Raw genomic sequence first — 24,515 nt, 5'->3', positions numbered from 1 at the left:
GCTGCGCTCGCTCGCGTCTACTCGATCACCGGGTGGCGGCGAGTCCTCCGTATCGAAACCCTTGGGTTGAGTAGGTGACGAGCGTAGCGAGGAGCCGTATCGAAACCCACCCCACACCTCAGCGCAAGCTCGTCTCCGTCGGCGCCGGCGGAAGCGTCACGACCGCGCCGGCGTAACTCAGTCCGGCACCGAACCCGAGGAGCAGGGCGATCTGGCCGCCGGTGGCCTTGCCGGTCGCGAGCATCTCTTCCATCGCCAGCGGGATCGAGGCGGCCGACGTGTTGCCGGTGTTCTCGATGTCGTTGGCCATGGGGATCTCGTCGGCCAGACCAAGGTTTTTCTTCATCAGCTCGTTGATCCGGGCATTGGCCTGATGTGGCACGAAGACCTCGATGTCCTCGATGCCGACGCCGGAGGTCTCCAGCACGGTCGTCAGGGCCTTGGGCAGGGTGATGGCGGCCCAGCGGAAAACACGTGGCCCCTGCATGGTCACCACCATCCGCCCGACCGGGTCGGTGGCGGGGTCCTTGTGCTGGAACTCCTGTGCACGGTCCATGTACTCGGGGATGTCGTAGTTCTGACCGATGGCCTCCGCATTCTCACCGTCGCTACCCCAGACCGTGGGCGAGATTCCGTTGAGTTCACTTGGCCCGACGACGACGGCGCCGGCCCCGTCGCCGAAGATGAAGGCGGTGTTGCGGTCGGTGGGTTCCATCACCACCGACATGGTCTCCACCCCGACCACCAGGACATACTCTGCGGAGCCTGCGCGCACGGTGTCGGCGGCGATGCCCAGGCCGTAGCCGAAGCCGCCGCAGCCGGCCGCGACATCGTAGGCGGGAATGCCGTTGAGCCCGATGTCGAACGCCACGATCGGGCCGCCGTGCGGGATCTTCGTCTTCCAGCTGTTGGTGGCCAGGATGAGGGCGCCGATCTTCTCCTTGGGCACCCCGGAGTTGCGGATCGCCCGCTCGGCGGCGGCCGCCGCCATCGAGCGCGCCGACTCATCGCCGCTGATCCATCGACGGTTGCGGATACCGCTGCGCTCAAAGATCCACTCGTCGTTCGAGTCGAGTACTTCGCAGACCTCGTCGTTGGAGACCAGCCGGCGCGGCCGGTAGGCGCCGATGCCCAGCATCGCTACGTTCTGGTGGCCGGTGTTTGCCGCAATGCCCACGCTGACTCCGTTCGTCGTTGATCGGACGCTGCGATTGTAGGCATGTCTTTACCGGGAAGTAACCACGCCGCCGGCCAGCGGCAGATCTGTGTTCGGGAGGGTGTGCGGCATGCGCGACCTGCTACAGCGGCCAGAACACCGGTATCAGCAGGACCGCGATGACCAGCCAGCACGCCATCACGATCACGCCGAGTCGCCAGTAATCGCCGAACCGGTATCCGCCGGGATTCATCACGATCATGTTCGCCGGAGTGGCGATCGGTGTCAGCACCGCCGCGGCGGCCGCGGTACACACCAGCATCAGGATCGGCCGGGGATCGACACCGATGTCGGCTGCTGCGGCCAGCGCGATCGGGATCACGATCAAAGTCGTGGCGGCGTTGCTGATGAACTGCCCGAGAATGGCGGTGAGCAGGAACAACACGATCAGCAACAGGTAGGCGCTGCGGTCGGCCACCAGGTCCACAATCGGCTGGGCGATCAGTTCTGCTCCGCCGCTGTCGGTGATCGCAGACGACATCGGGATGAGTGCCGCGATGAGCACCACCGTCGGCCATGACACTGCGCGATACGCCTGTTCGGAGGTGATGACCTTGCTGACGACCATGGCCAGCGCGGCGAGCAGCCCGGCCACCACCGGAGGTACCGCACCGCTGGCGAGCAGGGCGATCATCGCCACCAGGATCACGCCCGCACGTGGCGCGCTGTGGCCGAGAGCGACGGTCTGGCGGCGTAGCTGCTCGGAGGAGCCGACGACCAACACCTGCTGGTTGTCGGCGAGGGCATCGATGGCACGCCACGGGCCGTGCACCAACATGGTGTCGCCCTCGACGAGTTCCACCGACCGCGGGCCGACGTCCTTGTTGCGCCGGCGGATCGACATGACCAGCAGGCCGTCCTCGGAACGCACCATTCCGGGGCACACCTTGCTGCCGATCCACTCCGAACGTGGCGGAATGACCACCTCGCTCACGCCGGCATCGCGATCGATCAGTCGTCCGGACCGGGCATGCCGTCCGGCCACGTCCTCGACGGTCAACTCGCAACTGCGCGCGAAGTCGTCGACTGCCTGCCCGGATCCGGACACCACCAGGACATCGCCGTTCTGGAGTCGATGCCCGGATTCGACGAGCCCGGCGCCGAGACCGCCCTGCGCGGCGATCGGCAGCACGTCGGAGGTGTCCGACGCCACGGCATCGCGTACCGGCGTGCCGACGCAGCTCGACTCGGCCCCGACATGCAGACGGTAGACGCGTTCACCGAGTCCGTAATGGTCCACGACGGTGCCGAGATAGTTGCTGAAGTCGGCGGGCAGCGCCGTGGAGCGGCGGTCCGGCAGCAGTCGATCACCGAAGATCGCGATCACCGCGAACGTGACGACGACCAGGGGAATGCCGATGAGGCCGAATTCGAAGTAGGAGAATCCGTTGCCGGTGGCGGTGCGGGCCGCGTCGTTGACGATGACGTTCACCGGACTGCCGCTGAGCGTGAGCATCGACCCGGCGCTGCAGGCGTAGGCCAGTGGGATCAACACCTTGGAGGGCAGCATGAAGGCGTGCCGTGCCACGGCGACGGTCACCGGCACCAATGCGGCGGCCGCACCATTGATGGTGATGAGCGCGGACAGAAACGCCGACAGAACGGTGATCGCCCCGAGCACCCGCACCCGGCCGGTACCGGCAGCCCGGGTCAGCAGTCGTCCGGCCCACGCGGTGATGCCGGAGGCCTCGAGTCCTTCGCTCACCACGAACAGCGCCGCGATGAACACGATCACGTTGTCGCCGAGTCCTGCGGTGAGACCGGCCAAGTCGATCAGTCCGCAGAAGTAGAGTGCCAGCGCCGAGGCGATGGCGACCACGCCGACGGGCAGCCGATTCCAGACGAAGAGGGCAATGGTGACGGCGAGGATCACCAGGCTCAGCGTGGCGTCGGACACCGTCTCATCGTTGCATCACGGTCGCCTGTCCGCAGTCGATGTCACGCAGGACCAGGGCCACTCACCACGCGTGGACGGTGTTCTGCGCGGCTTCAAGACCGTGTGAGACCAGGAGCTCGGCGGCGTCGACGCCGCGGCCGATCAGCAACTCCACCTCGGTGCGCGCTGCCGAGGGAAACGGCTTCAGGACGAAGTCGGCCGGGTCCTGACGTCCGGGGGGCCGTCCGATGCCAAGCCGAATTCGGAGATAGTCGCGGGAACCGATGGCCTGACTGATCGAGCGCAGACCGTTGTGTCCGCCCTCGCCGCCGCCCTGCTTGAGACGTAGCTGACCGAAGTCGATGTCGAGTTCGTCGTGCAGCACGATCAGGTCGGCGGGTGGTACGGAGTAGAACTTCGCGAGTGGGCCGATCTGACGGCCGCACTCGTTCATGTAGTTGCGTGGTTTCGCAACGAGTACCTGATGGCCGGCGACGGTGATCGGGGCGACCTGCGCGCCCGACTTCTTGTGCAGTTTCCACCGCTCGCCGGCCGAGGCGACGAGGCCATCGGCGACCATCGCGCCGATGTTGTGCCTCGTCTTCTCGTACTTCGGACCGGGATTACCCAGCCCGACAATCAATTTCATTCTCGACGGAACGTCGGTGACTATTCGGCCGACTCTTCGGCGGGCTCATCGGTACCGGGAGTCTCGGCACCGGCCTCTTCGGCCTCTTCTTCCAGCGCCGAGGCCGACGGGGCCTCATTGATGGCGACGACGAGGGTGTCGGGATCGCTGATCAGCGTGACGCCCTCGGGCAGGGCCAGATCGGAGGCATGCACGGCGTTGCCCGCCTCGACACCTTCGACGTCGACGGTGATCTGTTCCGGGATCGAGAGCGCGTCGGCCTCGATCTCGATGGTGCTGGCGTCCTGGGTGACCAGGGTGCCCGGCGCTGCCTCACCCTCGACGACGACGTAGACCTCGACGGTGACCTTCTCGCCGCGACGGATGACGAGCAGGTCGGCGTGCTCGATGTAGTTGCGGATCGGGTGGACGTCGACCTGCTTGGTCAGTGCGAGCTGGCTGGAGCCCTCGATGTCGAGGTCGATGACCGCGTTGACGCCGTTGGCACGCAGGATCGCGGCGAATTCGAGTGCCGGGAGGCTCAAGTGCTGCGGGTCGGTGCCGTGGCCGTACAGCACGGCGGGAACCTTTCCCTCGCGGCGGGCACGACGCGCTGCGCCCTTGCCCTTTTCGGTGCGGACACCGACGGTCAGCTTGGAGGCCTGAGTCGCCATTGTTCTTCTCCTCATTCGGCGGTTCGGAATGAACCGCGGTGGTTTGGGTCGGTCGCGACGAGCGACGACGACCGGCAACCAACGTGCAGGCTCCAGATGGCCCGCGGAGAAGATTCGCGGTGGTCGCGCCGATTACGGTGGATGCCCACCCTCGCCGTGACAACGTCGGCAAGGATAGCCGATGGCCAGGGCGGATGTCACATGCGCGTTGGCCCGGTCCGGTTTGCCGGTCGGGTGAGCGTCTGTGTGGAGGCGTATCGAGGCCACCCACTTGCCGGTTCCACGGTGCGTCCGCCGAAATCGTTGGAACCGATCGCGGGTACGGTGCGTCCAAGTCTGTGACCGAGTGGGAATCGGGCAGATCGAGTTGGGGGAACAAGCGGGGGCATGGGGGAAACGTTCAAAGCCGAGCCGGCGGAGATTGCCGGTTTCGGGAATTTCGTCGGGGAGAACTACGCGGACTTCGGGCGGGCGAGAGACCTGCTCAACACGGCCAATGCGTCATCCGGGTTCGAGGGCCTGCTGGGCATCGTGAGCGGGCCGATCAACGAACTGCACTTCAGCACCCACCACCGGTGGGGAACCATCTCCACCAACCTGGCGACGATGTCCACCGGATTGCGCAAGACAGCCTGGCTGTTCAGTCAAACGGATCACGAGAACGCCGATGCCTTGCGGGCACATACGCACTCCGTTGACCGCGGCCCGGGCGAGAACGGCCCGCACATCGAGATGGATCCATTAAACAGCCGCAAGAAGCTCGTCGTCGACGACTACCCCCACCCGGTGAGCTACGGGACTCCCACGCCGATCGATGTGACGGAGCCGCCGAAGGGGGAGGCAGACGTCCGCGAGTTGGTCCGGGAGAAGGCCGGCTGGCTGGCCGATATCGATGCGAAGGTCGAGACCTACGCCGGGTGGAGTCCGGTGAAGCATGCGCTCGAACCGCTCGTCGGCAATTGGGAGGAGCTCCGCAGGATCGGCGCCACCTACGGAACGTCGGGCACAGCCATCGGAACGATCGGAAACGACGTCACGGACGGCACTGCGAAGCTCGAACCGTCGTGGGACGGTTTGTCCGCCCAGGCTTTTGCGGAATATGCGCAGAACACCGCGAACTACATCGAGTGGGAGGCCGCGCTCGGCCGAATGTTGCACGAGGGCCTCGACAAAGCGGCCACCCAGTTCGAGGAATCCGTGCAAGCGGTGGTCAACGCCATCGTCGAGGAGTTCGCGCGATTCGTCGACCTCGGTGAGAAAAAGGGCGTGGTGAAGGCGCTCGCCAAGGCCATCCCCGGAGTCGGTGTTGTCGCCTGGGCAGACACGTTGATCAGCCTGCTGAAGGCAATCGGCGACGTCATCCTGCCTGCCGTACAAGACATCGAGAATGCGATCGATGACTTGCGCGCGTTCATCGAATTCGCTCAGGACCCGGTGGGGTATCTGCAGGAGCGGGGTGAGGCCGAAATTGCGGCTCAGCTTGAGCCCTACAAGCATCAGGTTGCCGAGATCGATCGCCGACGCCAGATCGGCCAGGACGTGATCACCCTGGCCAGGACCGAACATCTCACGGACCGCGAAGAATCCGGATACCGCGTTGAAGAAGGGGAATCAGCATGGCAAGACGGACGATGAAGCGTCGGGTGGCTGTTGGGGGGATGATTCTGGCGATCGGCTTGTCGACGGTGGCGTGCGGTTCGGAGACAGATTCGGCGGTCAGCACGTCCGCGACCACGACCTCACACGCCGGCGGCAGCGTGACGATGACAGGGAACTGCGCTGTGCTCAACGCGGATGAGGTCAGTGAGTTGATCGGTGAAGCGCAGGTGGTCGAGGCGAGTGAAACGACCGATGGCTGTGAATGGTCAGGTCGCAATGGGGCAGCGTCTTACTCGATCAGATCGTCGTCGAGCGCGCCCATGCAGGCCGGCGGACAAGAGCTTGCGATACCGAGCGGCAAGCTTCTCGTGAATGCAGCCACCATCCCGGACCAGGATTGTCTCGGGGTGCTCGTGCCGGAAGACGCGGAAGGCGGTGGTGAGTCGGTCGATATCGTCGTCATGCCCGCTGCGGCATCAGGTGTCGGTGAACCGTCGGCCACTGCGAGTCCGACGAGCGTGTGCCAGCAGTTCATCCCGCACTTCGAGAAGCTCCTGCACAACACCGGACTGACCCCGTGAGCAACCTACCCCCGGAGTTCGAGAGCGCGAAGCGGCGGCTCTTCGAATCGCTTGACCGGCTTGGAACCACGACAGCGCGACTGCAAGCCCACGCCGACCGTCTCGAACACGAGCGTCGCGAACGCGAACGGGCAGAGCAGGACCGGCAGGAGAGCGAACGGCTCGAGACGCAGCGACAGGCAGCCCTTGCGCAGTCCGAGTTCGAGGATCGCGCGGAACAGGCCTACCGTGATTCCCGCCGTAGCGGATGGCTGACCTCTGAGTGAGACAAGGAGAGTTGCTGCCGTGACGCATCGGTGGACCGTGCGAACTGCGATATCGCTGGCGTGCGTATTCGTCGCCGCAGCAGCGGCATCGGGTTGTGCCGCCGAGCGCGCTGCGTCTCAAGACGCAGCCAGCGGCCAGGGTTTCGGCGTCGGTGGGGCCTGCGACCTGGTCTCGGCTGGGGGAAATGACAGGCGGATGTGGTTCACGTGACGCCTCGTCACAGGCATACTGACCCCATGACATCGCAGACACCGATCGACATCGTCACGACCTTCCTCGACGATCTCGCGCGCTCCGACACGGCCGCGGCTCTGGAGAACGTCGACGAGAACATCGCCTACACCAATGTCTCGCTGCCGACCGTGCACGGCAAGCGGAAGGTGGCCGGCATTTTCTCCGGGATGGACAGGTATTCATGGGTCGGCTTCAACTACCGGATGGTCAACGTCACGGCCGACGGTCCGGTGGTGCTCACCGAACGCGTCGATGAACTCCGGTTCGGGCCGGTCGTCATGCAGTTCTGGGTCTGCGGTCGCTTTGAGGTCCGCGAGGGGCGGATCACCGTGTGGCGGGACTACTTCGACTACTACGACATGACCAAGGCGCTCGTACGGGGACTGCTTGGCGCCGTGATCCCACCCCTACGCAAACCGCTGCCGCCGAAAGTCGTTGCCGTCTAGGGCAGTCGGTCAGAGAATCTCGTCGATCGTCTCCAGCGGTCGCCCCAACCGGGTTCCCTTGTCGGTCACCACGAACGGGCGCTCGACGAGAACCGGATGCGCCACCATGGCGTCGAGAACCGCGTCCTCGGAGGCATCGGCCAGTCCGAGTTCCTTGTACAGCGACTCACGCTTGCGAGCGGCCTGATGAGCCGTGACGCCCGCGTCGGCGAACATCGTCGACAACTGTTCGCGAGTGTAGGGCTGATCGAGGTACTTGACGATCGTCGGCTCGACGCCCGCCTCCCGCAACTTCTGCAGCGCCTTGCGGGAGGTCGTGCACTTCGGGTTGTGATAGATCGTCGCGTCCACGCAGCACACCATACCTGGTGCGGCGTCAGCCAAGTCGTGAGTATCGGGCCTACGCGCTGCCGTTGAACAGGCTCGTCACCGAACCGTTCTCGAAGACCTCGCGGATCGTCTGGGCGAGCAGTGGCGCGATCGACAACACCGTCAGGTTCTCGAACTGCTTGTCCTCGCCGATCGGCAGGGTGTCCGTGGCGATGACCTCTTTGGCGCCGCAATTCGCGAGCCGTTCGGCGGCCGGGTCGGAAAACACACCATGGGTGGTGGCGATGATGACGTCGCCCGCACCGGCGTCCTTGAGGACCTTGACGGCGCCGGCGATGGTGCCGCCGGTGTCGATCATGTCGTCGATCAGCACGCAGGTGCGGCCCTCGACCTCACCGACCACCCGGTTGGACTTCACCTGGTTGGGCACCAGCGGATCACGGGTCTTGTGGATGAAGGCCAGCGGCGCCCCGTTGAGGGAGTCGGCCCACTTCTCCGCCACCCGCACACGACCGGAATCGGGCGAGACGACGGTGACGTTGTCGGTGCCGTAGTTGTCCCGGACGTACTCGGCGAGCTGACCCTGTGCATGCATGTGATCGACGGGACCGTCGAAGAAGCCCTGGATCTGGTCGGTGTGCAGATCGACGGTGATGATGCGGTCGGCGCCCGCGGCCTTGAGTAGATCGGCGATCAGGCGCGCGGAGATCGGCTCACGACCGCGATGCTTCTTGTCCTGACGCGCGTACGGATAGAAGGGAAGGATCACACTGATGCGCTTGGCCGATCCACGCTTGAGCGCGTCGATCATGATCAGCGCCTCCATCACCCACTGGTTCAACGGGTACGGGCAGCTCTGCAGGACGAATGCGTCGGAACCCCGGACGGATTCCTCGAACCGGACGAAGATCTCACCGTTGGCGAAGTCGCGCGCGGTCTGCGGGGTCACCTTGATGCCGAGCTCGTCGGCGACGGCCTGAGCGAGGTCGGGATGCGCGCGGCCAGAGAACAGCATCAAGTTCTTCTGGTTGTCCGTGGTCCAGGTCATGAAAACTCTTCTGCTAGAGGTGTGCTGCGGTCAGGCACCGGGCTGGTGACCCGCCGGGCGGTCGGTCTGTTGGGCATCGAGTGCAGCGCGCGCCGACTCGGTGTCCGGGCGCTTACGCACCACCCAGTTCTCGATATTGCGTTGTTGTCCTGCCGACACCGCGAGCGCGCCGGGCGGGACATCGTCCCGCAAGACCGTACCCGCTCCCGTGTAGGCGCCGTCCCCAACCTGCACGGGTGCGACAAACATGTTGTCAGACCCGGTACGACAATGGGACCCGATCACCGTACGGTGTTTCGCCACGCCGTCATAATTCACGAACACGCTGGACGCGCCGATGTTGGATTGCTCACCGATCGTCGCGTCGCCGACGTAGGTGAGGTGCGGGATCTTGGAGCCGGCGCCGATGTCGGCTTTCTTCGTTTCCACGAAAGTGCCGATCTTGCCGCCCACTCCGAGGCGGGTGCCGGGGCGCAGATAAGCGAACGGTCCGACGGTGGCGTTGGCGCCGATCTCGGACTCACTGCCGTGTGTGCGGATCACCGAGGCGCCGGACCCGACGGTGACGTCGCGCAGGGTGGAGTCGGGGCCGACATGCGCGTCGTCGGCGATGGCGGTGGCACCGTGCAGCTGGGTGCCCGGTTCGATCCGGACATCGGTACCGATGCTCACTTCCACATCGATCCATGTGGTGGCCGGGTCCACCACGGTTACCCCGGCGAGCTGATGGCGGCGGATGATGCGTCGATTGAGCTCGGCGGCGAGGTCGGCGAGCTGCGCGCGGTCGTTGCAGCCGGCGACGAGCATCGGGTCGTCGACGGTGAACGCGCGGACCGTGTGCTCGGCGGTGCGGGCGATCTCGATGACACCGGTCAGGTAGAACTCGCCCTGCACGTTGTCGGTCGACAGTTCGGCGAGCGCAGACCGCAACAGCGCCGCGTCGAAGGCGTAGATCCCGGCATTCACCTCGGTGATCGCGCGCTGCTCGGCGCTGGCATCCTTGTGCTCCACGATCGCCTGCACGAGGGAATCGTTGGTCCGGATGATGCGGCCGTACCCGGTCGGGTCATCGGCGATGAAACTCGTCAGGGTCACCCCGGCGCCACCATCGGCGGTGTGGGCGGCGACGAGCGCGCGCAGGGTCGCCGCGTCGAGCAGTGGCACGTCGGCGGCAGTGACGACGACGGTCCCGGCGAAATCGTCGGGAAGCCCGGCCAGACCCGCACGCGCCGCGTCACCGGTGCCCAGAGGTTGTTCCTGCACGGCCACCGAGACGGTGCAGGCCAGATGCGCCCCGATCTCGGTGACCGCTGCGGTCACCCGTTCACGTTCGTGACCGACGACGGCGATCAGATCCGACGGATCGATCCCGGCGGCGCCATGCAGAGCGTGCCCGACCAGTGACCGTCCGGCCAGGCTGTGCAGTATTTTCGGTGTCTTCGACTTCATCCGCGTGCCTGCGCCGGCGGCGAGGACGATGACAGCGGTCGAGGGGGTGGACGTCTCCGTCATGTGGCCCGATAGTACGCAGTCGCCGGACCGCCAAGCCCCTGACCCGCCACGCGATACCGAGCGATTGATCGGGCCTGATAGAAACAGTGAGGCGACAGACCGCCCCAGACCAACGGAGGTACACCCATGAGCACTCAGAAAGTCGCGATCGTCACCGGAGCCGCGCGGGGCATCGGCGCGGGCGTCGCCAAGCGCCTGGCGTCCGACGGGCTCGCCGTGGCGGTCCTCGACCTCAACGAAGATTCCTGCGCCGATGTCGTCAAGGCCATCACCGACGCCGGCGGCAAGGCCATCGCGGTCGGCGCCGACGTGTCCAGCGAAGACTCGGTTGCCGCGGCCGTCGCCAAGGTCGCCCAGGAACTGGGCCCGCCGACGGTGCTGATCAACAACGCAGGCATCATCCGCGACAACATGCTGTTCAAGATGACCGTCGACGACTGGGATGCGGTCATGGGTGTGCACCTGCGCGGTGCGTTCAACATGAGCAAGGCCTGCCAGAAGCACATGGTCGACGCCGGCTGGGGTCGCATCGTTAACTTGTCGAGCACCTCGGCGCTGGGAAACCGCGGCCAGGCCAATTACTCGGCCGCCAAGGCGGGCATGCAGGGCTTCACCAAGACCCTCGCGATCGAGCTGGGCAAATTCGGCGTCACCGCCAACGCGATCGCCCCCGGCTTCATCGCCACCGAGATGACCGCAGCGACCGCCGAGCGCATGAAGGTGTCGTTCGACGATTTCAAGGCCGCCGCCGCGAAGGAGATCCCGGTGAACCGCGTGGGCGCACCGGAGGACATCGCGCACCTCGCCTCGTTCTTCGTCAGCGAAGGCGCCGGCTTCATCTCCGGCCAGGTGGTCTACGCCGCGGGCGGTCCGAAGGACTGATCTCGTTTCGGCCGCACCTGCGGGTTCCGGCTTGCGGTGGACACCGCGGCCAGACCCTGCAGGTGCGGCCAGAAGCGTGGGCGGTGCCTGTGGCACAATCGTCTGCGCGTAATCCCCCATGGTGTAATCGGCAACACTTCTGATTTTGGTTCAGGCATTCCAGGTTCGAGTCCTGGTGGGGGAGCACTGACTTTCGTCGCATCCGTAATTTCTCGAGGCGGACGGTCCACAGCGGAATCCGACATTTGTCGGGATACTGAGACCTCCGACAGCACCAGCGCCGTCGCCGGCCCCGGCGATCGCCCGCGCCCGAGGAACAGGGGAATGCGTGACAGAGGTTATCGCCGTCTATCTCGTCGTCACCTTCGGTCTGGGCGGCCTCGCCATGGCGCTGCGGCTGCCTCCGTTGGTCGGCTTCCTGGCCGCCGGATTCGTGCTCAACGCGATGAACGTCGAGGATCTGCCCCAGCTGGACGTGCTGGCGGATCTGGGTGTCACCCTGCTGCTCTTCGCGATCGGACTCAAACTCGACGTCCGGATCCTGCTCCGGCGCGAGGTGTGGTTGACGACGTCGGTGCACATGGTGATCAGCGTGGTGCTCGGCAGCATCGCGATGTGGGTGGCGGCCGTGGCAGGGATGGCGATGCTGGCCGGTCAGAGTGTGCAGACGATCGCCCTTCTCGCCTTCGCGCTGTCGTTCTCCAGCACGGTGTTCGTGGTCAAGATCCTCGAGGAACGTGGCGAATCACATTCGCTGTACGGCCGCATCGCCATCGGCATCCTGGTGATGCAGGACATCGTGGCGGTGGTCTTCCTGACCGTGAGTGGCGGGCACCCGCCGAGTCCGTGGGCGCTGACCCTGATCGCGTTGTGGCCGTTGACCCAGGTGTTGCGCAAGATCTGGGGGCGCCTCGGACACGGCGAGATGCAGTCGCTGTTCGGCATCGTGATGGCGTTGGTTCCGGGCTACGCGTGGTTCACCGCCGTCGGGCTCAAGGGCGACCTCGGCGCACTCATCGTCGGCGTTCTGCTGGCCTCGCATCCCGCCTCATCGGAGTTGGCGCGGTCGCTGTTCCATCTCAAGGAACTGCTGCTCGTCGCCTTCTTCGTGTCGATCGGTCTGACGGGGCTGCCGGATCTGCCCACCATCGGCGTCGCGCTGCTGATGGTGTTGCTGCTGCCGTTCAAGGCGGCCTGGTACGTGGCGTTGCTGTCGATGCTCAAGCTTCGCTATCGCACCGCAATCCTCGCCGGGCTCGGATTGATGAACTACTCGGAGTTCGGCCTGATCGTGGTGTCCGTCGGGGTGACCACCGGGCTGCTCGCCGAGGCCTGGCTGGTGGAGATGTCGATCGCGGTGGCCCTGAGTTTTGTGGTATCGGCGCTGGTCAACGGGCGCGGCCACCTGATGGTGGAGAAGATCGCCACTCGGCTGCCCGCCCAGGACGAACGCACCCTGCACCCGGAGGAGCGTCCCGGCGACGCCGGCGATGCCGAGGTTGTGGTGATCGGGATGGGACGCGTCGGCTTCGCCGCATATCAGCGGCTGACCGACCATTACGGCCTACGGGTGGTGGGTGTCGACTACGACGGGCCACGAATCGGGCGACTCGCCGACGCAGGCCTGCGGGTCATCGAGGGAGACGCCACCGACCTGGACTTCTGGAACCAATTGCGGCATTCGGATTCGGTGCGCATCGCCGTGCTGGCGATGCCGCGTCACGGCGCCAACGTGACTGCGCTCGAATGCCTGCGCGAATCGGGATTCAGCGGCCGGGTTGCCGCGGTGGCCCGCTACGACGATGAGGTGCAGTGGGCCAAGGACCATGGCGTCGGCATCGCCTTCAACGTCTATGCGGGCGCCGGCCTGGAGCTGGCCGATCAGGTCGCCGGCGATGGCGATCGCGGCGACGAACCGCCGGACCCGCCGACGACGGAGAGACACTCCGGCGAGAACTCGTGATCCGCCGGCGCGCCACGATCGTCACGCCGTAACCCGACTTCGGCGCTGTACCACCGGATCCGGGTACGGCACCGCGTCGACGAGAGCCTTGGTGTACGGGTCGGTCGGGACGGTGAGTACAGTTCGCGCATCGCCGGTCTCGACCACCCGGCCACCGCGCAACACGACCACTCGATCGGCCACCCGTTCGACCACGGCGAGGTCGTGGCTGATGAAGACGGCCGCGAACCCGAACTCCTCCTGTAGGTCGGCAAAGAGGTCGAGCACCCGCGCCTGCACCGACACGTCGAGTGCGCTGGTCGGTTCGTCGGCGATCAGCAGTTCCGGGTCGGCCGAGAGTGCACGGGCCAGCGCCACCCGCTGGCGTTGACCGCCGGACAGTTCGTGCGGCAGACGGTCGGCGAACGGGCGGGGGAGTGCCACCGCGGACAGGAGTTCGGCGACCCGCGTGTCGCGCTGGGCGCGCGTGCCGATGTCCTGGATCTCGAGTGGTTCGCGAATGGACTCCGCGACGGTGAATCGCGGATCGAGGGACGCGCTCGGGTCCTGCGGTACGAAGGCGAGCTTGCGGCGTAACTCGCGCAGCCGCGTTCGGGACAATGTTGCGATGTCCTCGCCGTCGATCAGGATACGGCCGGCGCGGGCGGGAACGAGACCGCCGATGGCACGTCCGAGTGTGGTCTTGCCCGAGCCGGATTCACCCACCACGCCCACCACCTCGCCGCGACCGATGCTCAACGACACCGCATCGAGCGCGGTGCGCGGTGGCGAACCGAGACGACCGGGATGGGTGACCGTGACGTTCTCGACGGTGAGGACCGGCTGCTCTGTGACATCGGTGATCGTCGGCGCGCAGGTGTCGGATATCGGGTCGTCGTCGAGACCGTCGGGCAGTCTCGGCACGGCGGCAAGCAGTTGTCGGGTGTAGGGCTGCGTGGGGCGTGCGAAGATCTCGTGCACGTCGCCGGTCTCGACGACCTCACCGAGCTGCACCACCACGACGCGGTCGGCGATGTCGGCGACGACGCCGAGGTTGTGGGTGATCAACAGGATTCCGGCGCGGGTACGGTCGCGCAGCCGACGTAGGAGTCCCAGGATCTCTTGCTGCACCGACACGTCGAGCGCCGTCGTCGGTTCGTCGGCCAGCAGCAACACCGGATCATTCGCCAACGCGAGCGCGATCACCACGCGTTGCTTCTGCCCACCGGACAGCTGGTGGGGATACTGGTCGACCCGAACCTCCGGTTCGTCGATCTCGACCAGCGTCAGCAGCTCGACTGCTCGTCGGCGTGCCTGCGTCCGTGTCACCCGCCGGTGTGCGCGGAGGGCCTGTCGCAGCTGCCATCCCACTGTCTGCGACGGGTTGAGGGCGGTCTGCGGTTCTTGGAAGACCATCGCGACACGATTGCCACGCAACGCTCGCAACTGTGGTTCCGTTGCGTCGAGTACCTCGATCCCGTCCACCTTCACCGACCCTGACGCGTGCGCGGCGGCCGGCAGCAAGCCGATGGCCGCTTGTGCGGTGATCGTCTTGCCGGAGCCGGATTCGCCGACCAGTGCGAGGATCTCGCCGCGATCGACCGACAGGCTGATACCCGATACGGCCGGTCGGGGGTAGTCGAAGCGGACTCGCAGGTCGTCGACGGTGAGCGCGGGCGGGGTCAGGTCGGCGGTCATCGGCGAATCCTCCGGTCATGTGAAATCGATTGGGCGATCAAGTAGAAGCCCAGCACGAGGATCGAGACGACGATCAGCGGTCCGAGCGAGAACCATGGGTTGGTTTCCAGGTATCCGTTGCCCCCGGCCAGAATCGACCCCAGCGACGGGGCCGGGGCGACCACGCCCACACCGAGATAACTGAGCGCGCCCTCGATGAAGACTGCAAGCGACAGCGACAGGGCGAACTGCACCGACAACGCCTCCAGTGAGTGGGGGAGAACGTGGCGCAGCAGGATGCGTGACGTGGTCGCACCGCTCACCCGGGCCGCCTCCACGTAGGGGAGTTCCCGCACGCGCAGTACCGAGGTGCGGGTGAGACGGCCGAAGATCGGGATCTCGGCGAGCGCGATCACGACCCCTACCGTCACGGCTCCCGGCCCGAGTACCGCGGTCATGGTGATCCCCAGGATGAGCGCGGGAAACGCGAGGATCACGTCGAACACGCGCTGGGCGATCACGTCGGTGACGGGGTGGGCGACGGTGAGCAGACCCGCGATCACACCCAGCGCGGCACCGATCGGGACCGCGAGGAAGATGATCAGCAGGTCGGTACGGATCCCGTAGAGGACCCGGGTCGCGATGTCGCGGTTGACGTCATCGGTACCGAACCAGTGATCGAGGCCGGGCTGCAGCAGGTAGGCGCCGTCGATCTGCTGCGTGGGCCCGTATGGGGTGAACAGCGGACCGAGCGTCCCCACCAGGATCACGGTGAGCACGAGGATGCTGCCGACCAGTCCGGTGCCGTGCAATAGGCTGCGCCACAGCGGTGTTCGAGGATGTCGCGCCTCCCGGTCGCCGGGACTCTCCGGGAGCAGGCCGGGAACCAGATCGGGATCGGGCTGGGTCGAGGTCGTCGGCGACGTGTCGGTGGTGGACACACTGCTGGGATGGGTGGTCATCGGTCACCTGCCAGTCGGATTCGGGGGTCGAGCCAGGCGTGGACGATGTCGGCGAGGAGCTGGATGATCACGAACACCGCGACCGACAAGAGGATCAGGACCTGGACGAGGGGATAGTCACGGGCGAAGATGCCCTCCTCGGTGAGCAGCCCCAGCCCGGGCCACCCGAAGATGGATTCGACCAGCACGGCGCCCCCAAGAAGTGCGCCGACGGTGATGCCGAGGGCGGTCAACGTGGGTGGCAGCGCGTTTCGCAGCGCGTGCTTGAGCACGATGTCGGTCCGGGACGCGCCCAGCGCCCGCGCGGTGAGCACGTATGGCTGCTGCAGCTCGGTGCGCAGCGATTCGGTCAGGAACCGCGCGAGCATCGCGCCCGCGGGTAGCCCGAGGGTGAGCGCGGGCAGGATGAGGTACTGCGCGCTGATCTGTAGGGAGTCGGTGAATCCGTTCGGCGGTATGCCGCCGGCCGGCAGCAGACGCAACTGCACGCCGAAAACGAGGATGAGCACGGTGCCGACCACAAACGTGGGCAATGCGATCGCGGCCGCGTTGACGACGGTGAGTATCGCGTTGACATAGCGGTTCTCGAACAGCACTGCGGTCAGCCCGAGGGCCAGCGCGAGGACGATCGCGATGACCAGTGCCGCACCGGTGAGGATGAGTGTGTTGGTGAGTCCGAACCCGATGAGGTCGGTGATGCTGCCGCCGACCTGGTAACTCGTGCCGAGGTCGAGGGTGAGGATGTCACCGAGCCAGGACAGGTATTGGGTGATGAATGCCTGGTCGAGACCCAGGTCGTGCCGGATCGCCGCCAGTTGGGCGGGCGATGCATCCGGACCGGCCAGTGCTGCCTCGGGCCCACCGGGGATCAGTCGGAGGACGGCGAAGATCAGAATCGAGGCGACCGCGAGCACGACGAGGGCCGTGGGAACGCGGCGCAGAAGGTATCCGGTCATTGGTTACTGCTTTCCTGGCGAAGTGAGATAGGTTCCGGCGAAGTGCAATTGGTTGCGACGGTCCCAGTCGACATCGCCGACCGACGGTGCGGTGGCCACCTGGCGCAGCACCACGCCGATCTCTATGAGAAACAGATCACGCAGCCAGGCTTCGTCGAGTTCGCGGTAAGCGGCGAGCGCTTCCGGAGAGGAACTGTCGCGGACCGTCCATGCCTCCTCCGCAGCCGCGGAATACTCCGGGTTCGAGTAGTTCGACGAGTTCTTCGCCGCGTTGAACGGATAGGCGGACACGGCGAGAGTTGACGGGGTGAACTGGGCGAAGGCGTGCTGTAGCAGCCAGAGTCCGTCGAACTTGCCACCGATCAGCTTCGACGCCTGCTGGGTCTGGTCGTTGGGCACCAAGCGCACCTCGATGCCGACAGCGGCGAGATTCGACTGGACGATCTCGGCAATCACCCTGTCGTTGCCCTGGGTCGAATAGTCCAGTGTCAAGGGAGGTATGGAGCCGACCTGGCTCACCAGCGCACGGGCCTTTTGGAGATCGCGGGTGTAGGTGGTGTTCGCGTTCGCGCGATACGCCGGTGACCACTTCGGCCACGGCAGATTGACGGTGTATCCGCTGCCGCGGAAGACGTCGTTGATGATGCGTGGCCGGTCGATGGCGTACGCGATCGCCTGGCGTACGCGGACATCGGCGAGCGCCGGGTTGGTGACGTTGATCCCCACGTATTCCTGCGACTCGGCGCCGGTCAGGGTGATCCCGGTGAAGCCATACCGCTGGGTCACCAGTTGCTGATCGTGATAACTCAGGCCGTCGGCGACGTCGATCTGCCCGGTGCGTAGGCGGGTGAACAGTGACTGGTTATCGCGGACGACGACGAAAGTTACCGAATCCAGAGCCGGTGACCCGCCCCAGTAGTGCTCATTGCGGACGAGTCGGACAGTGGAATTCGGTTGCCACGACTCGAAACGGAACGGCCCGGTGCCGTTGAATGCGGTGCCGGCCTTCAATGCGGGCAGGGTGTTCTGGTCGATGATGGGCGCTGAGTCGAGCAGATCGAAGATATTGCTCAACGGGTGTGCGAAGCGCAGGATCACTCGGTGGGGATCAGACGTGTCGAACTCGTCGATGGCGGCGGCGGTGCGCTTGAACTGTGGCGTCCACGGTCCACCCAGATATGCCTTGATCGAGTTCTCCACATCCGACGACACGAACGGACGGCCGTCGTGGAAGGTGGCGTCGGTTCGGAGATCGAGCGTGAGGGAGCGGCCGTCGGGCGCGAGTTGCCAGGCGGTCGCCAACGACGGTTCGACGGTCAGTGAGTCACGGGCGTACCGGATGAGGGTGTCGAAGGCATTGGCCACCACCTGACCGTTCATCGACCCGGTCCCGATCTGCAGGAACGCCTTCGGCGAGAGGTCGCCGAGCACGCCGACCCGCAGGTCGCCGCCGCGGGGTGTGGGGTCTCCGGGTGCGGCGGGCGCGGTCGAGTGCTGCTGCTGCGAAACCGCGGACTCGCATCCTACAGCGGCCAGCGCGAGCAAGATGGCGACGATGACCGCAGCGGCGCGGGCACCTCGGTGTCGGGGCATGGTGATCACATCTCTGTCGGGTCGAGGTGATCGGTGATGGCCGACCACACGGGATCCGTACACTCATCGGAATCGAAAACGTGTGCACGGGCGAAGAATCGACATCCAGTATGGGGATCGAACGGGTGGTCCGCGTCGTTGAATTTCGCTCGGATCGAACCCTTGACAGGCGGTTGACCTTGGCCGAACGTGCTCGGTGTTCGGGCGCGAGGCTCGATGTGATGTGCAGGGAGACAAGCGATGGCACAAGCGGACAGAACTGATCTGCCGGCGGGCGCGCGTGGTTACGACGGCTTCGACGGGGTGATCGGCCGCACGAGTTCGGTGTCGCGGCCATGGTGGCCGGAGGAACCGACGGCCCCGGCCGGTGCTCCGAACATCGTGGTGATCCTCGTCGACGACATGGGCTATTCCGACATCTCGCCGTTCGGCGCGGAGATCGACACACCCAACATCGACCGGCTGGCGCGCAACGGGTTCCGGTTGTCCAATTACCACACCACCCCGGTGTGCTCACCGTCGCGCGCGGCGCTGCTGACCGGGCTGAACCCGCATCGGGCGGGTTATGGCAGTGTGGCGAACTCCGATCCCGGGTTTCCGGGGCTACGACTCGAACTCGCCGACGATGTGCTGACATTGCCGGAGATCCTGCGTGCCGGTGGATATGCCACGTATGCGGTGGGGAAGTGGCATCTGGTGCGAGATGCGAACATGGGCCCGGGACGCGACCGCAGCTCGTGGCCGGTGCAGCGCGGTTTCGACAGCTACTACGGTTCACTGGAGGGACTCAACTCGTTCTTCTACCCGAACCAGCTGATCGCCGACAACACCGTCGTCGACGTCGCCGAGTACCCCGATGACTACTACGTCACCGATGACCTGACCGACCGTGCGATCTCCCAGATCACCGCGTTGCGCGCGCAGGCCCCGACGAAGCCGTTCTTCCTGTACTTCGCGCACATCGCGATGCACGGACCGCACCAGGTGAAGGAGGCCGATCTCGCGAAGTATCGCGGTCGCTACGGCCAGGGCTGGGATGAGGTCCGGCGGCAACGGTTCCAGCGACAGATCGAGAACGGGCTGTTCGACCCGGACACCCCGATGGCGGAACGCAACACCGAGCCCGGGTTCGACGCACCGCTGTGGGATGACCTCGAACCCACAGAGCAGGAGCGATTCCAGCGCTACCAGGAGGTGTACGCAGCGATGGTCGACAGCGTCGACCAGAGCGTCGGACGAGTGGTCGACACCCTTGAGCAACTCGGTGAGCTCGACAACACGATCATCGTGTTCACCTCGGACAACGGCGGCACCGCCGAGGGTGGACCGGTTGGGACGCGTTCGTACTTCAGCCAATTCGTGCACGGTCCGGTGCCACCCGACTGGGAACGCGACGTGCCGCACGACCAGGATCTGATCGGTTCGGCCGCACTCGGGGTGCACTACCCACGCGGCTGGGGGCAGGCGTCCAATACCCCGTTCCGCTTCTACAAGGGGCAGACCTTCGCCGGCGGCGTGCGGGTTCCATTCGTCGTGTCCTGGCCGAACGGACTGCCCCGGGCGGCCGACGACACCGGTGTACGTCGTCAGTTCTCCTACGTCACCGATCTCGTGCCCACCCTGCTCGAACTCGCCGGGGTCGACACACCGGACCACCGCCACGGGCGGCCCGCTCAGGAGCGCGACGGTGTCAGCATCGCCGACGTCCTGCGTGACCGTGATGCCCAGTCACCGCACACCGAGCAGTACGCGGAGTTCGGTGGGCACCGCGGCTACTACCGGGACGGCTGGAAACTGGTGTCACTACACCGGGACCCGGCCTCCGTCGACGATCCGGCGTGGGAACTGTACGACGTGACCACGGACCCGGCCGAAACCACCGATCTCGCCGCCCGACATCCCGACAAGGTTGCCGAGCTGGCCGCCGCGTGGGATGCCGCGGCCTGGCGCAACACGGTGTTCCCGCTGTACGACCGTCCCGCAGATCAGCTACGTCGACGGCCCGCGGAGGCGCGGTTGAGCGATCCGATCCGGATTCTCGCCGGCACACCGACGTTGGAGCGCTACCGGTCGAGCCGCCTGATCGCCTACCGCGACTTCGTGGTGGAGGCGGAACTTGAGGGCTGGACCGCCGACGACGAGGGGGTGATCGTCGCGCACGGCGACCAGCAGGGCGGCTATCTGCTGTACGTGGAAGCGGCAGCCGTGCACCTGGTGTACAACGCCTATGGCCGCGTCCGGCGGGAGTCGGGTCGGCTGCCGGACGGCGCGACCGCGTTGTGTCTGCGCGCCTCCGCGACACCGTCGGTGCGCTGGAACCTCACGGTCGAGGCGGTGTGTGACGGCGAGGCGTCGACGATTGTGAAGCTCGACGACCAGGTCCAGCTGGTCGGTATGGCGCCCTGGACAGGCATCTCGGTGGGACTCGACGCACGCGGTCCGGTCGACCCCGAACTGCGCCAGCGCCGTGGCGTATTCCGATTCGGTCCGGCGCTGCGGGCCGTCACGTATCGCCCGGGCCCCACGCGGGTGGGTGTGGATGTGCGGCGGGGTCTCGACGAGGCGGCCGAACGGTCGGCGGACTGATCGGCGTTGCGATCAGCATGATTGTTACCTCGCCTTGTCGGTGTCATCGGTGCTGAGATGAAAAACGTTGAAACAAAAGAATTCACGAGAGGTTTCTAGGAATGACGCTGGCTCAGATCGACGACCGCACGGAACGTGAGCGCGCGGCGCAGCAGGTGTACGCCGACGGGGGCATCACCGTCGAGAAGCTGGGAGAGCACATCGGTGCCCGGATCGGGCAGGTCCGGCTCGGTGGTGATCTCCCGACCGAGCAGGTCGAGGCGATCCGGCTCGCCCTGGCAGTCAACAAGACCGTTGTGTTCGAGGGGCAACATCACCTCGACGACGCGGGGCAGTACGCGTTCGCCGGCCTGCTCGGCGAGCAGACCGCGCCCCACCCGACCGTTACATCGCGGGGGACGCAGCTGCTGACGATCGAGGGTGCAGCCAACAGCTGGCATTCCGATGTCACCTTCGTCGACCGCATCCCCAAGGCGTCGATTCTGCGGGCGGTTACCCTGCCGTCCTACGGCGGCGCGACCACTTGGGCCTCGACGGTCGCCGCCTACGAACAGTTACCGAAACCGCTGCGGGCGTTGGCCGAAGAGCTCTGGGCCACGCATACCAATCTGTACGACTACGTCAATCAGTCCGAGCCGTCGGGCGGCGTCGACATCAGCCGAAAGTCCGAGCACTACAAGGAGTTCACCAGCGCGGAGTACCAGACGCTGCATCCGGTGGTACGGGTACACCCGGAGACCGGTGAGCGCAGCCTGCTGCTCGGTCACTTCGCCAAGGAGTTCCGAGGACTCAAGTCCGCCGAGTTCGGTGAGTTGTATCAGCTTCTGCAGAGTCGCATCACGAAGCTGGAGAACACCTTTCGTTGGAACTGGCGACTCGGCGATGTGGTGATCTGGGACAACCGGGCGACCCAGCACTATGGCATCTCCGACTACGGCAATCAGCAGCGCGAGCTACACCGGATCACCCTCGCCGGTGACGTTCCGGTTGACGTTCGAGGGCAACGGAGCCAGGTGCTGCAGGGCGACGCCTCGCACTACTCCAGCGTCGAGAAGTCAGCTCGACTTCCCCTTTTCGCAGCCTGAATCATCACGAGGCCCCGGCCCTGAGCATCAACTGCTCAGGGTCGGGGCCTTTTGTTGCCTCCGTGCCGTAGTTGAAGAAATGGAGGGGCGCAGCGAGTACGTGCGAACCCACATGCTGTCCCCCGGGGCTGAGCAACGACCACGTTTGCGAGGGAGCGTCCCCTGGTCCCTGAGGAGCGTCCGAGCTTGCGAGGCCGCGTCACGAAGGGTCCACCCACGCAACCACACTCAGCCACGAAAAGTTGTCACACCCCGCCGCTATCCTGAACCCAACACCTCACCGATCGAGTCCATCCACACCGCACCCGTAGCGCACCAAAGTTGTCAGACCCGCTCGATAGTCTGATAGCAGTTCGATTCCCCGCCAACCCATCCCGACCTCAGAGACCGTCTTCGCCGGAAAGGAGCGTTTCGTGTTCACCTTCACCGACCGTGCCGCCGACGACGCTCTGCTGGCCTCCAGCAGTCTCGGCGAGTTGGCGCAGCATGGTCGCGATTTGTTGCGGCTGAGTAATCAAGCCCAAGCCCTGGCGATGCAGATCGCCCGTCAGATCGGGCAATCCACCTACAACGAGCGTCTCGCCGGATACAACGATTTCGTTCCGAACCGAGTCCGCAACGCCGCCGACAAAGCCGCGAAAGGCGAAATCTCGCTGCAGTTGGGTATTTCTCGACGTCAAGCCGGTGAATGGGTCGGTCTCGATGAACTGCTCGACGAGCACCCCAAGATTCGTGATGCCTTCCGCGCCGGCGACCTGAGGCCCCACCGGCTCGGTGTGGCCATCCGCGGCGCCGCCACCGGCCCCACCGGCGACCTGCGAGAGCGACTGGCAGACCTCGCCGACAACGCCCACACCGACGAACCCGACAGCAAGGATGTCGAGGAGGAACTCACCCTCGACCTCGACGACCCCGCAGCCGACCTCGATCCCGGCACCGATGGTGAGCGCACCGACGGCGACGGCTCCGACGGCGACGGCACTGATGATGGCGGCTCCGATGATGCTGCGTCCGAGACCGACCCTGCCGCCACCGACGATCCCGCCGCCGACGATGCCGACGAAGATGAGCCGTGGGATTTCGATGATGTGGTGCTCGATCTGGCGAGCCGACCCACCACCGACACCGCCCTGCGAGATGATCTCGACGCCATCATCATCAGCCTCGACCCCGATCGAGCCGCCGAGACCCGCGACGACATCACCGACCTGTTCGGGGATGTGACGATCGGTAACGAAGCGTTCGGGCACATGACCGTCGATGCCTGCATCCCCGCCGAACACGGCGTACACCTGCGCGACCGCATCAGCGCCCTCATCGGACGACGGGTGTGTCGGCGTGATGGGCGCAGCATCAAAGCCCAACGCGTCGCCGCGTTCGCCGAGATCATCAAAGCTCCCGGCGCAAAACTACGCTGCCACTGCGGCGACGACACCTGCCCCGCCACACCAACCCGCACCAACAACCCAGCACCCGCCACCACCCCGAGTCCGGTCACCGGCGGTGTCCGTGACTCGTCGGTCGACACCACCACGGCGGACAACACCGCTGCATCCGGCCAGACCACCGTCGAACCCGTGCTGGGTGGGCCTGATGCGGCCGAAGAACAGCCGATCACCCTCGCCGACATTGACGATCACATTGACATCGACCGCGACAACGACAACGACAACGAGAACGGTGAAATTGGCCAATCCGGTACCGGAATCGATGCCGATGACACCGCTGAGGATGCGCCCTCCCCGGGATCGCGACGAGATTTCATCACCGCACCACCCGCTGAACATGATCCCGCCGACACCGACACCGACACCGACACCGATACAGAGACCGATTCCGACCTCATCGTGCCCGGCCTGACCCTGCTGCGCGACCCCACCGGTCTCGACCCGACCCGCCTGATGGGCTACGGCGCCATCGACCCCGCCCACGCCGCACGAATCGCACCACACGCCACCACAATCACCGCCCGCCCCAGCGAAACCCGCACCGCCAGCGGACTGATCATCTTCGGCAACCGCGCACCAGCCCCACCCATCGACCCGACCGGGCACGGTGGTTTCGCCACCCCACCACCGGGGGCGCTGACCTATAAGCCGTCGGCGGCCCTCCGCGCGGAGATCATCCAACTGGACCGACGCTGCCGCTACCCGTACTGCGGCAGACCGTCCGAGGAGTGCGAACTCGACCACCTGCTCAAGTTCTGCCATGCCGACCCGGTGGCCGGTGGCTGGACCGTGGCGTTCAATCTCGCACCGCTGTGCCGGCCCGACCACGACCGTAAGCATGACGGGCCGTGGATACCGACCATGCACACCGACCGCACCATCTCCTGGCGCAACGCGCGCACCGGACAGGTCATCGTCACCTACCCGCGGTGACTCGTCGGCGATCCTGCGGTCGGAACTACTGACGAGCCGT

At 65.8% G+C, this 24,515-nt stretch carries 20 protein-coding genes and 1 tRNA gene; 10 read left to right on the top strand and 11 right to left on the bottom strand.

Annotated features, from left to right (window positions below; genetic code table 11):
* Nucleotides 1-118 precede the first annotated feature (118 nt).
* The 4 genes from ACIGKQ_RS09555 to ACIGKQ_RS09540 all read right to left on the bottom strand — a co-directional run bounded on the left by ACIGKQ_RS09555 (nucleotide 119) and on the right by ACIGKQ_RS09540 (nucleotide 4,394).
* Nucleotides 119-1,138: a beta-ketoacyl-ACP synthase 3 gene (locus ACIGKQ_RS09555; RefSeq protein WP_328713238.1), complete on the bottom strand. Its 1,020-nt coding sequence runs from the start codon at nucleotides 1,136-1,138 to the stop codon at nucleotides 119-121.
* A 160-nt stretch (nucleotides 1,139-1,298) separates the two neighbouring features.
* Nucleotides 1,299-3,113: an SLC13 family permease gene (locus ACIGKQ_RS09550; protein ID WP_396573398.1), complete on the bottom strand. Its 1,815-nt coding sequence runs from the start codon at nucleotides 3,111-3,113 to the stop codon at nucleotides 1,299-1,301.
* Between the two features lie 61 nt (nucleotides 3,114-3,174).
* The gene (gene pth / locus ACIGKQ_RS09545) at nucleotides 3,175-3,741 is read right to left on the bottom strand and encodes an aminoacyl-tRNA hydrolase (protein ID WP_396573396.1); all 567 of its coding nucleotides are present in this window, start codon (nucleotides 3,739-3,741) and stop codon (nucleotides 3,175-3,177) included.
* Nucleotides 3,742-3,761: 20 nt separating this feature from the next.
* Nucleotides 3,762-4,394, bottom strand: a complete 633-nt coding sequence (locus ACIGKQ_RS09540; protein WP_396573394.1) for a 50S ribosomal protein L25/general stress protein Ctc — start codon at nucleotides 4,392-4,394, stop codon at nucleotides 3,762-3,764.
* Nucleotides 4,395-4,781: 387 nt separating this feature from the next.
* Between ACIGKQ_RS09540 and ACIGKQ_RS09535 the strand changes: the two genes are divergently transcribed.
* From ACIGKQ_RS09535 to ACIGKQ_RS09520, 4 genes are all read left to right on the top strand, one after another.
* Nucleotides 4,782-6,029 carry a WXG100 family type VII secretion target gene (locus ACIGKQ_RS09535; protein WP_396573392.1) on the top strand — a complete coding sequence of 416 codons (1,248 nt, stop codon included), beginning with the start codon at nucleotides 4,782-4,784 and terminating at the stop codon, nucleotides 6,027-6,029.
* A gap of 146 nt (nucleotides 6,030-6,175) precedes the next feature.
* Nucleotides 6,176-6,574: a hypothetical protein gene (locus ACIGKQ_RS09530; RefSeq protein ID WP_235725328.1), complete on the top strand. Its 399-nt coding sequence runs from the start codon at nucleotides 6,176-6,178 to the stop codon at nucleotides 6,572-6,574.
* Nucleotides 6,571-6,840: a hypothetical protein gene (locus ACIGKQ_RS09525; RefSeq protein WP_235725329.1), complete on the top strand. Its 270-nt coding sequence runs from the start codon at nucleotides 6,571-6,573 to the stop codon at nucleotides 6,838-6,840. The genes ACIGKQ_RS09530 and ACIGKQ_RS09525 overlap by 4 nt, the downstream gene beginning before the upstream one ends.
* A gap of 237 nt (nucleotides 6,841-7,077) precedes the next feature.
* Nucleotides 7,078-7,521 carry a limonene-1,2-epoxide hydrolase family protein gene (locus ACIGKQ_RS09520; RefSeq protein WP_235725330.1) on the top strand — a complete coding sequence of 148 codons (444 nt, stop codon included), beginning with the start codon at nucleotides 7,078-7,080 and terminating at the stop codon, nucleotides 7,519-7,521.
* A 9-nt stretch (nucleotides 7,522-7,530) separates the two neighbouring features.
* On the opposite strand, the gene arsC is transcribed toward ACIGKQ_RS09520, so the two are convergent.
* The 3 genes from arsC to glmU are packed head-to-tail and all read right to left on the bottom strand — an operon-like array spanning nucleotide 7,531 to nucleotide 10,411.
* Entirely contained in the window at nucleotides 7,531-7,872 is a 342-nt protein-coding gene (gene arsC, locus ACIGKQ_RS09515; protein WP_235725331.1) for an arsenate reductase (glutaredoxin), read from the bottom strand.
* 49 nt (nucleotides 7,873-7,921) lie between these two features.
* Complete coding sequence (locus tag ACIGKQ_RS09510) at nucleotides 7,922-8,899, bottom strand: ribose-phosphate diphosphokinase (protein ID WP_235725332.1); 978 nt, start codon at nucleotides 8,897-8,899, stop codon at nucleotides 7,922-7,924.
* 30 nt (nucleotides 8,900-8,929) lie between these two features.
* Nucleotides 8,930-10,411: a bifunctional UDP-N-acetylglucosamine diphosphorylase/glucosamine-1-phosphate N-acetyltransferase GlmU gene (gene glmU, locus ACIGKQ_RS09505; RefSeq protein ID WP_396573389.1), complete on the bottom strand. Its 1,482-nt coding sequence runs from the start codon at nucleotides 10,409-10,411 to the stop codon at nucleotides 8,930-8,932.
* A 126-nt stretch (nucleotides 10,412-10,537) separates the two neighbouring features.
* Here glmU and ACIGKQ_RS09500 point away from each other — a divergent pair, with 126 nt between their 5' ends.
* From ACIGKQ_RS09500 to ACIGKQ_RS09490, 3 genes are all read left to right on the top strand, one after another.
* A complete protein-coding gene (locus ACIGKQ_RS09500; protein ID WP_396573387.1) occupies nucleotides 10,538-11,293 on the top strand; it encodes an SDR family oxidoreductase in 756 nt (251 codons plus the stop codon).
* 112 nt (nucleotides 11,294-11,405) lie between these two features.
* Nucleotides 11,406-11,477, top strand: a tRNA-Gln gene (locus ACIGKQ_RS09495).
* Nucleotides 11,478-11,621: 144 nt separating this feature from the next.
* Entirely contained in the window at nucleotides 11,622-13,256 is a 1,635-nt protein-coding gene (locus tag ACIGKQ_RS09490; RefSeq protein ID WP_287015533.1) for a cation:proton antiporter family protein, read from the top strand.
* A gap of 21 nt (nucleotides 13,257-13,277) precedes the next feature.
* On the opposite strand, the gene ACIGKQ_RS09485 is transcribed toward ACIGKQ_RS09490, so the two are convergent.
* Genes ACIGKQ_RS09485 through ACIGKQ_RS09470 form a run of 4 tightly spaced genes read right to left on the bottom strand, consistent with a single transcriptional unit; the run spans nucleotide 13,278 to nucleotide 18,423 of the window.
* Nucleotides 13,278-14,933, bottom strand: coding sequence for an ABC transporter ATP-binding protein (locus tag ACIGKQ_RS09485; RefSeq protein WP_235725335.1), 1,656 nt, complete (start codon nucleotides 14,931-14,933; stop codon nucleotides 13,278-13,280).
* Entirely contained in the window at nucleotides 14,930-15,874 is a 945-nt protein-coding gene (locus tag ACIGKQ_RS09480; protein WP_235725336.1) for an ABC transporter permease, read from the bottom strand. Before ACIGKQ_RS09480 ends, ACIGKQ_RS09485 begins: the two co-directional genes overlap by 4 nt.
* Complete coding sequence (locus tag ACIGKQ_RS09475) at nucleotides 15,871-16,830, bottom strand: ABC transporter permease (RefSeq protein ID WP_396573384.1); 960 nt, start codon at nucleotides 16,828-16,830, stop codon at nucleotides 15,871-15,873. The genes ACIGKQ_RS09480 and ACIGKQ_RS09475 overlap by 4 nt, the downstream gene beginning before the upstream one ends.
* A gap of 3 nt (nucleotides 16,831-16,833) precedes the next feature.
* Nucleotides 16,834-18,423, bottom strand: a complete 1,590-nt coding sequence (locus tag ACIGKQ_RS09470; RefSeq protein WP_266059698.1) for an ABC transporter substrate-binding protein — start codon at nucleotides 18,421-18,423, stop codon at nucleotides 16,834-16,836.
* A gap of 240 nt (nucleotides 18,424-18,663) precedes the next feature.
* Between ACIGKQ_RS09470 and ACIGKQ_RS09465 the strand changes: the two genes are divergently transcribed.
* The 3 genes from ACIGKQ_RS09465 to ACIGKQ_RS09455 all read left to right on the top strand — a co-directional run bounded on the left by ACIGKQ_RS09465 (nucleotide 18,664) and on the right by ACIGKQ_RS09455 (nucleotide 24,475).
* A complete protein-coding gene (locus ACIGKQ_RS09465; RefSeq protein ID WP_396573381.1) occupies nucleotides 18,664-21,009 on the top strand; it encodes an arylsulfatase in 2,346 nt (781 codons plus the stop codon).
* A 101-nt stretch (nucleotides 21,010-21,110) separates the two neighbouring features.
* Nucleotides 21,111-22,094 (top strand): TauD/TfdA family dioxygenase, encoded by a 984-nt coding sequence (locus ACIGKQ_RS09460; protein ID WP_235725340.1) that lies wholly within the window; start codon nucleotides 21,111-21,113, stop codon nucleotides 22,092-22,094.
* Nucleotides 22,095-22,507: 413 nt separating this feature from the next.
* Nucleotides 22,508-24,475, top strand: a complete 1,968-nt coding sequence (locus ACIGKQ_RS09455) for an HNH endonuclease signature motif containing protein (protein WP_396573379.1) — start codon at nucleotides 22,508-22,510, stop codon at nucleotides 24,473-24,475.
* Nucleotides 24,476-24,515: the final 40 nt, after the last annotated feature.

It is taken from the genome of Gordonia sp. NPDC062954, from assembly GCF_044543825.1.
GTDB classification, from domain to species: Bacteria; Actinomycetota; Actinomycetes; order Mycobacteriales; family Mycobacteriaceae; genus Gordonia; species Gordonia tangerina.
The sequence above is the reverse complement of the archived record's forward strand: the minus strand, read 5'-3'. Positions and strand labels throughout refer to the sequence as shown.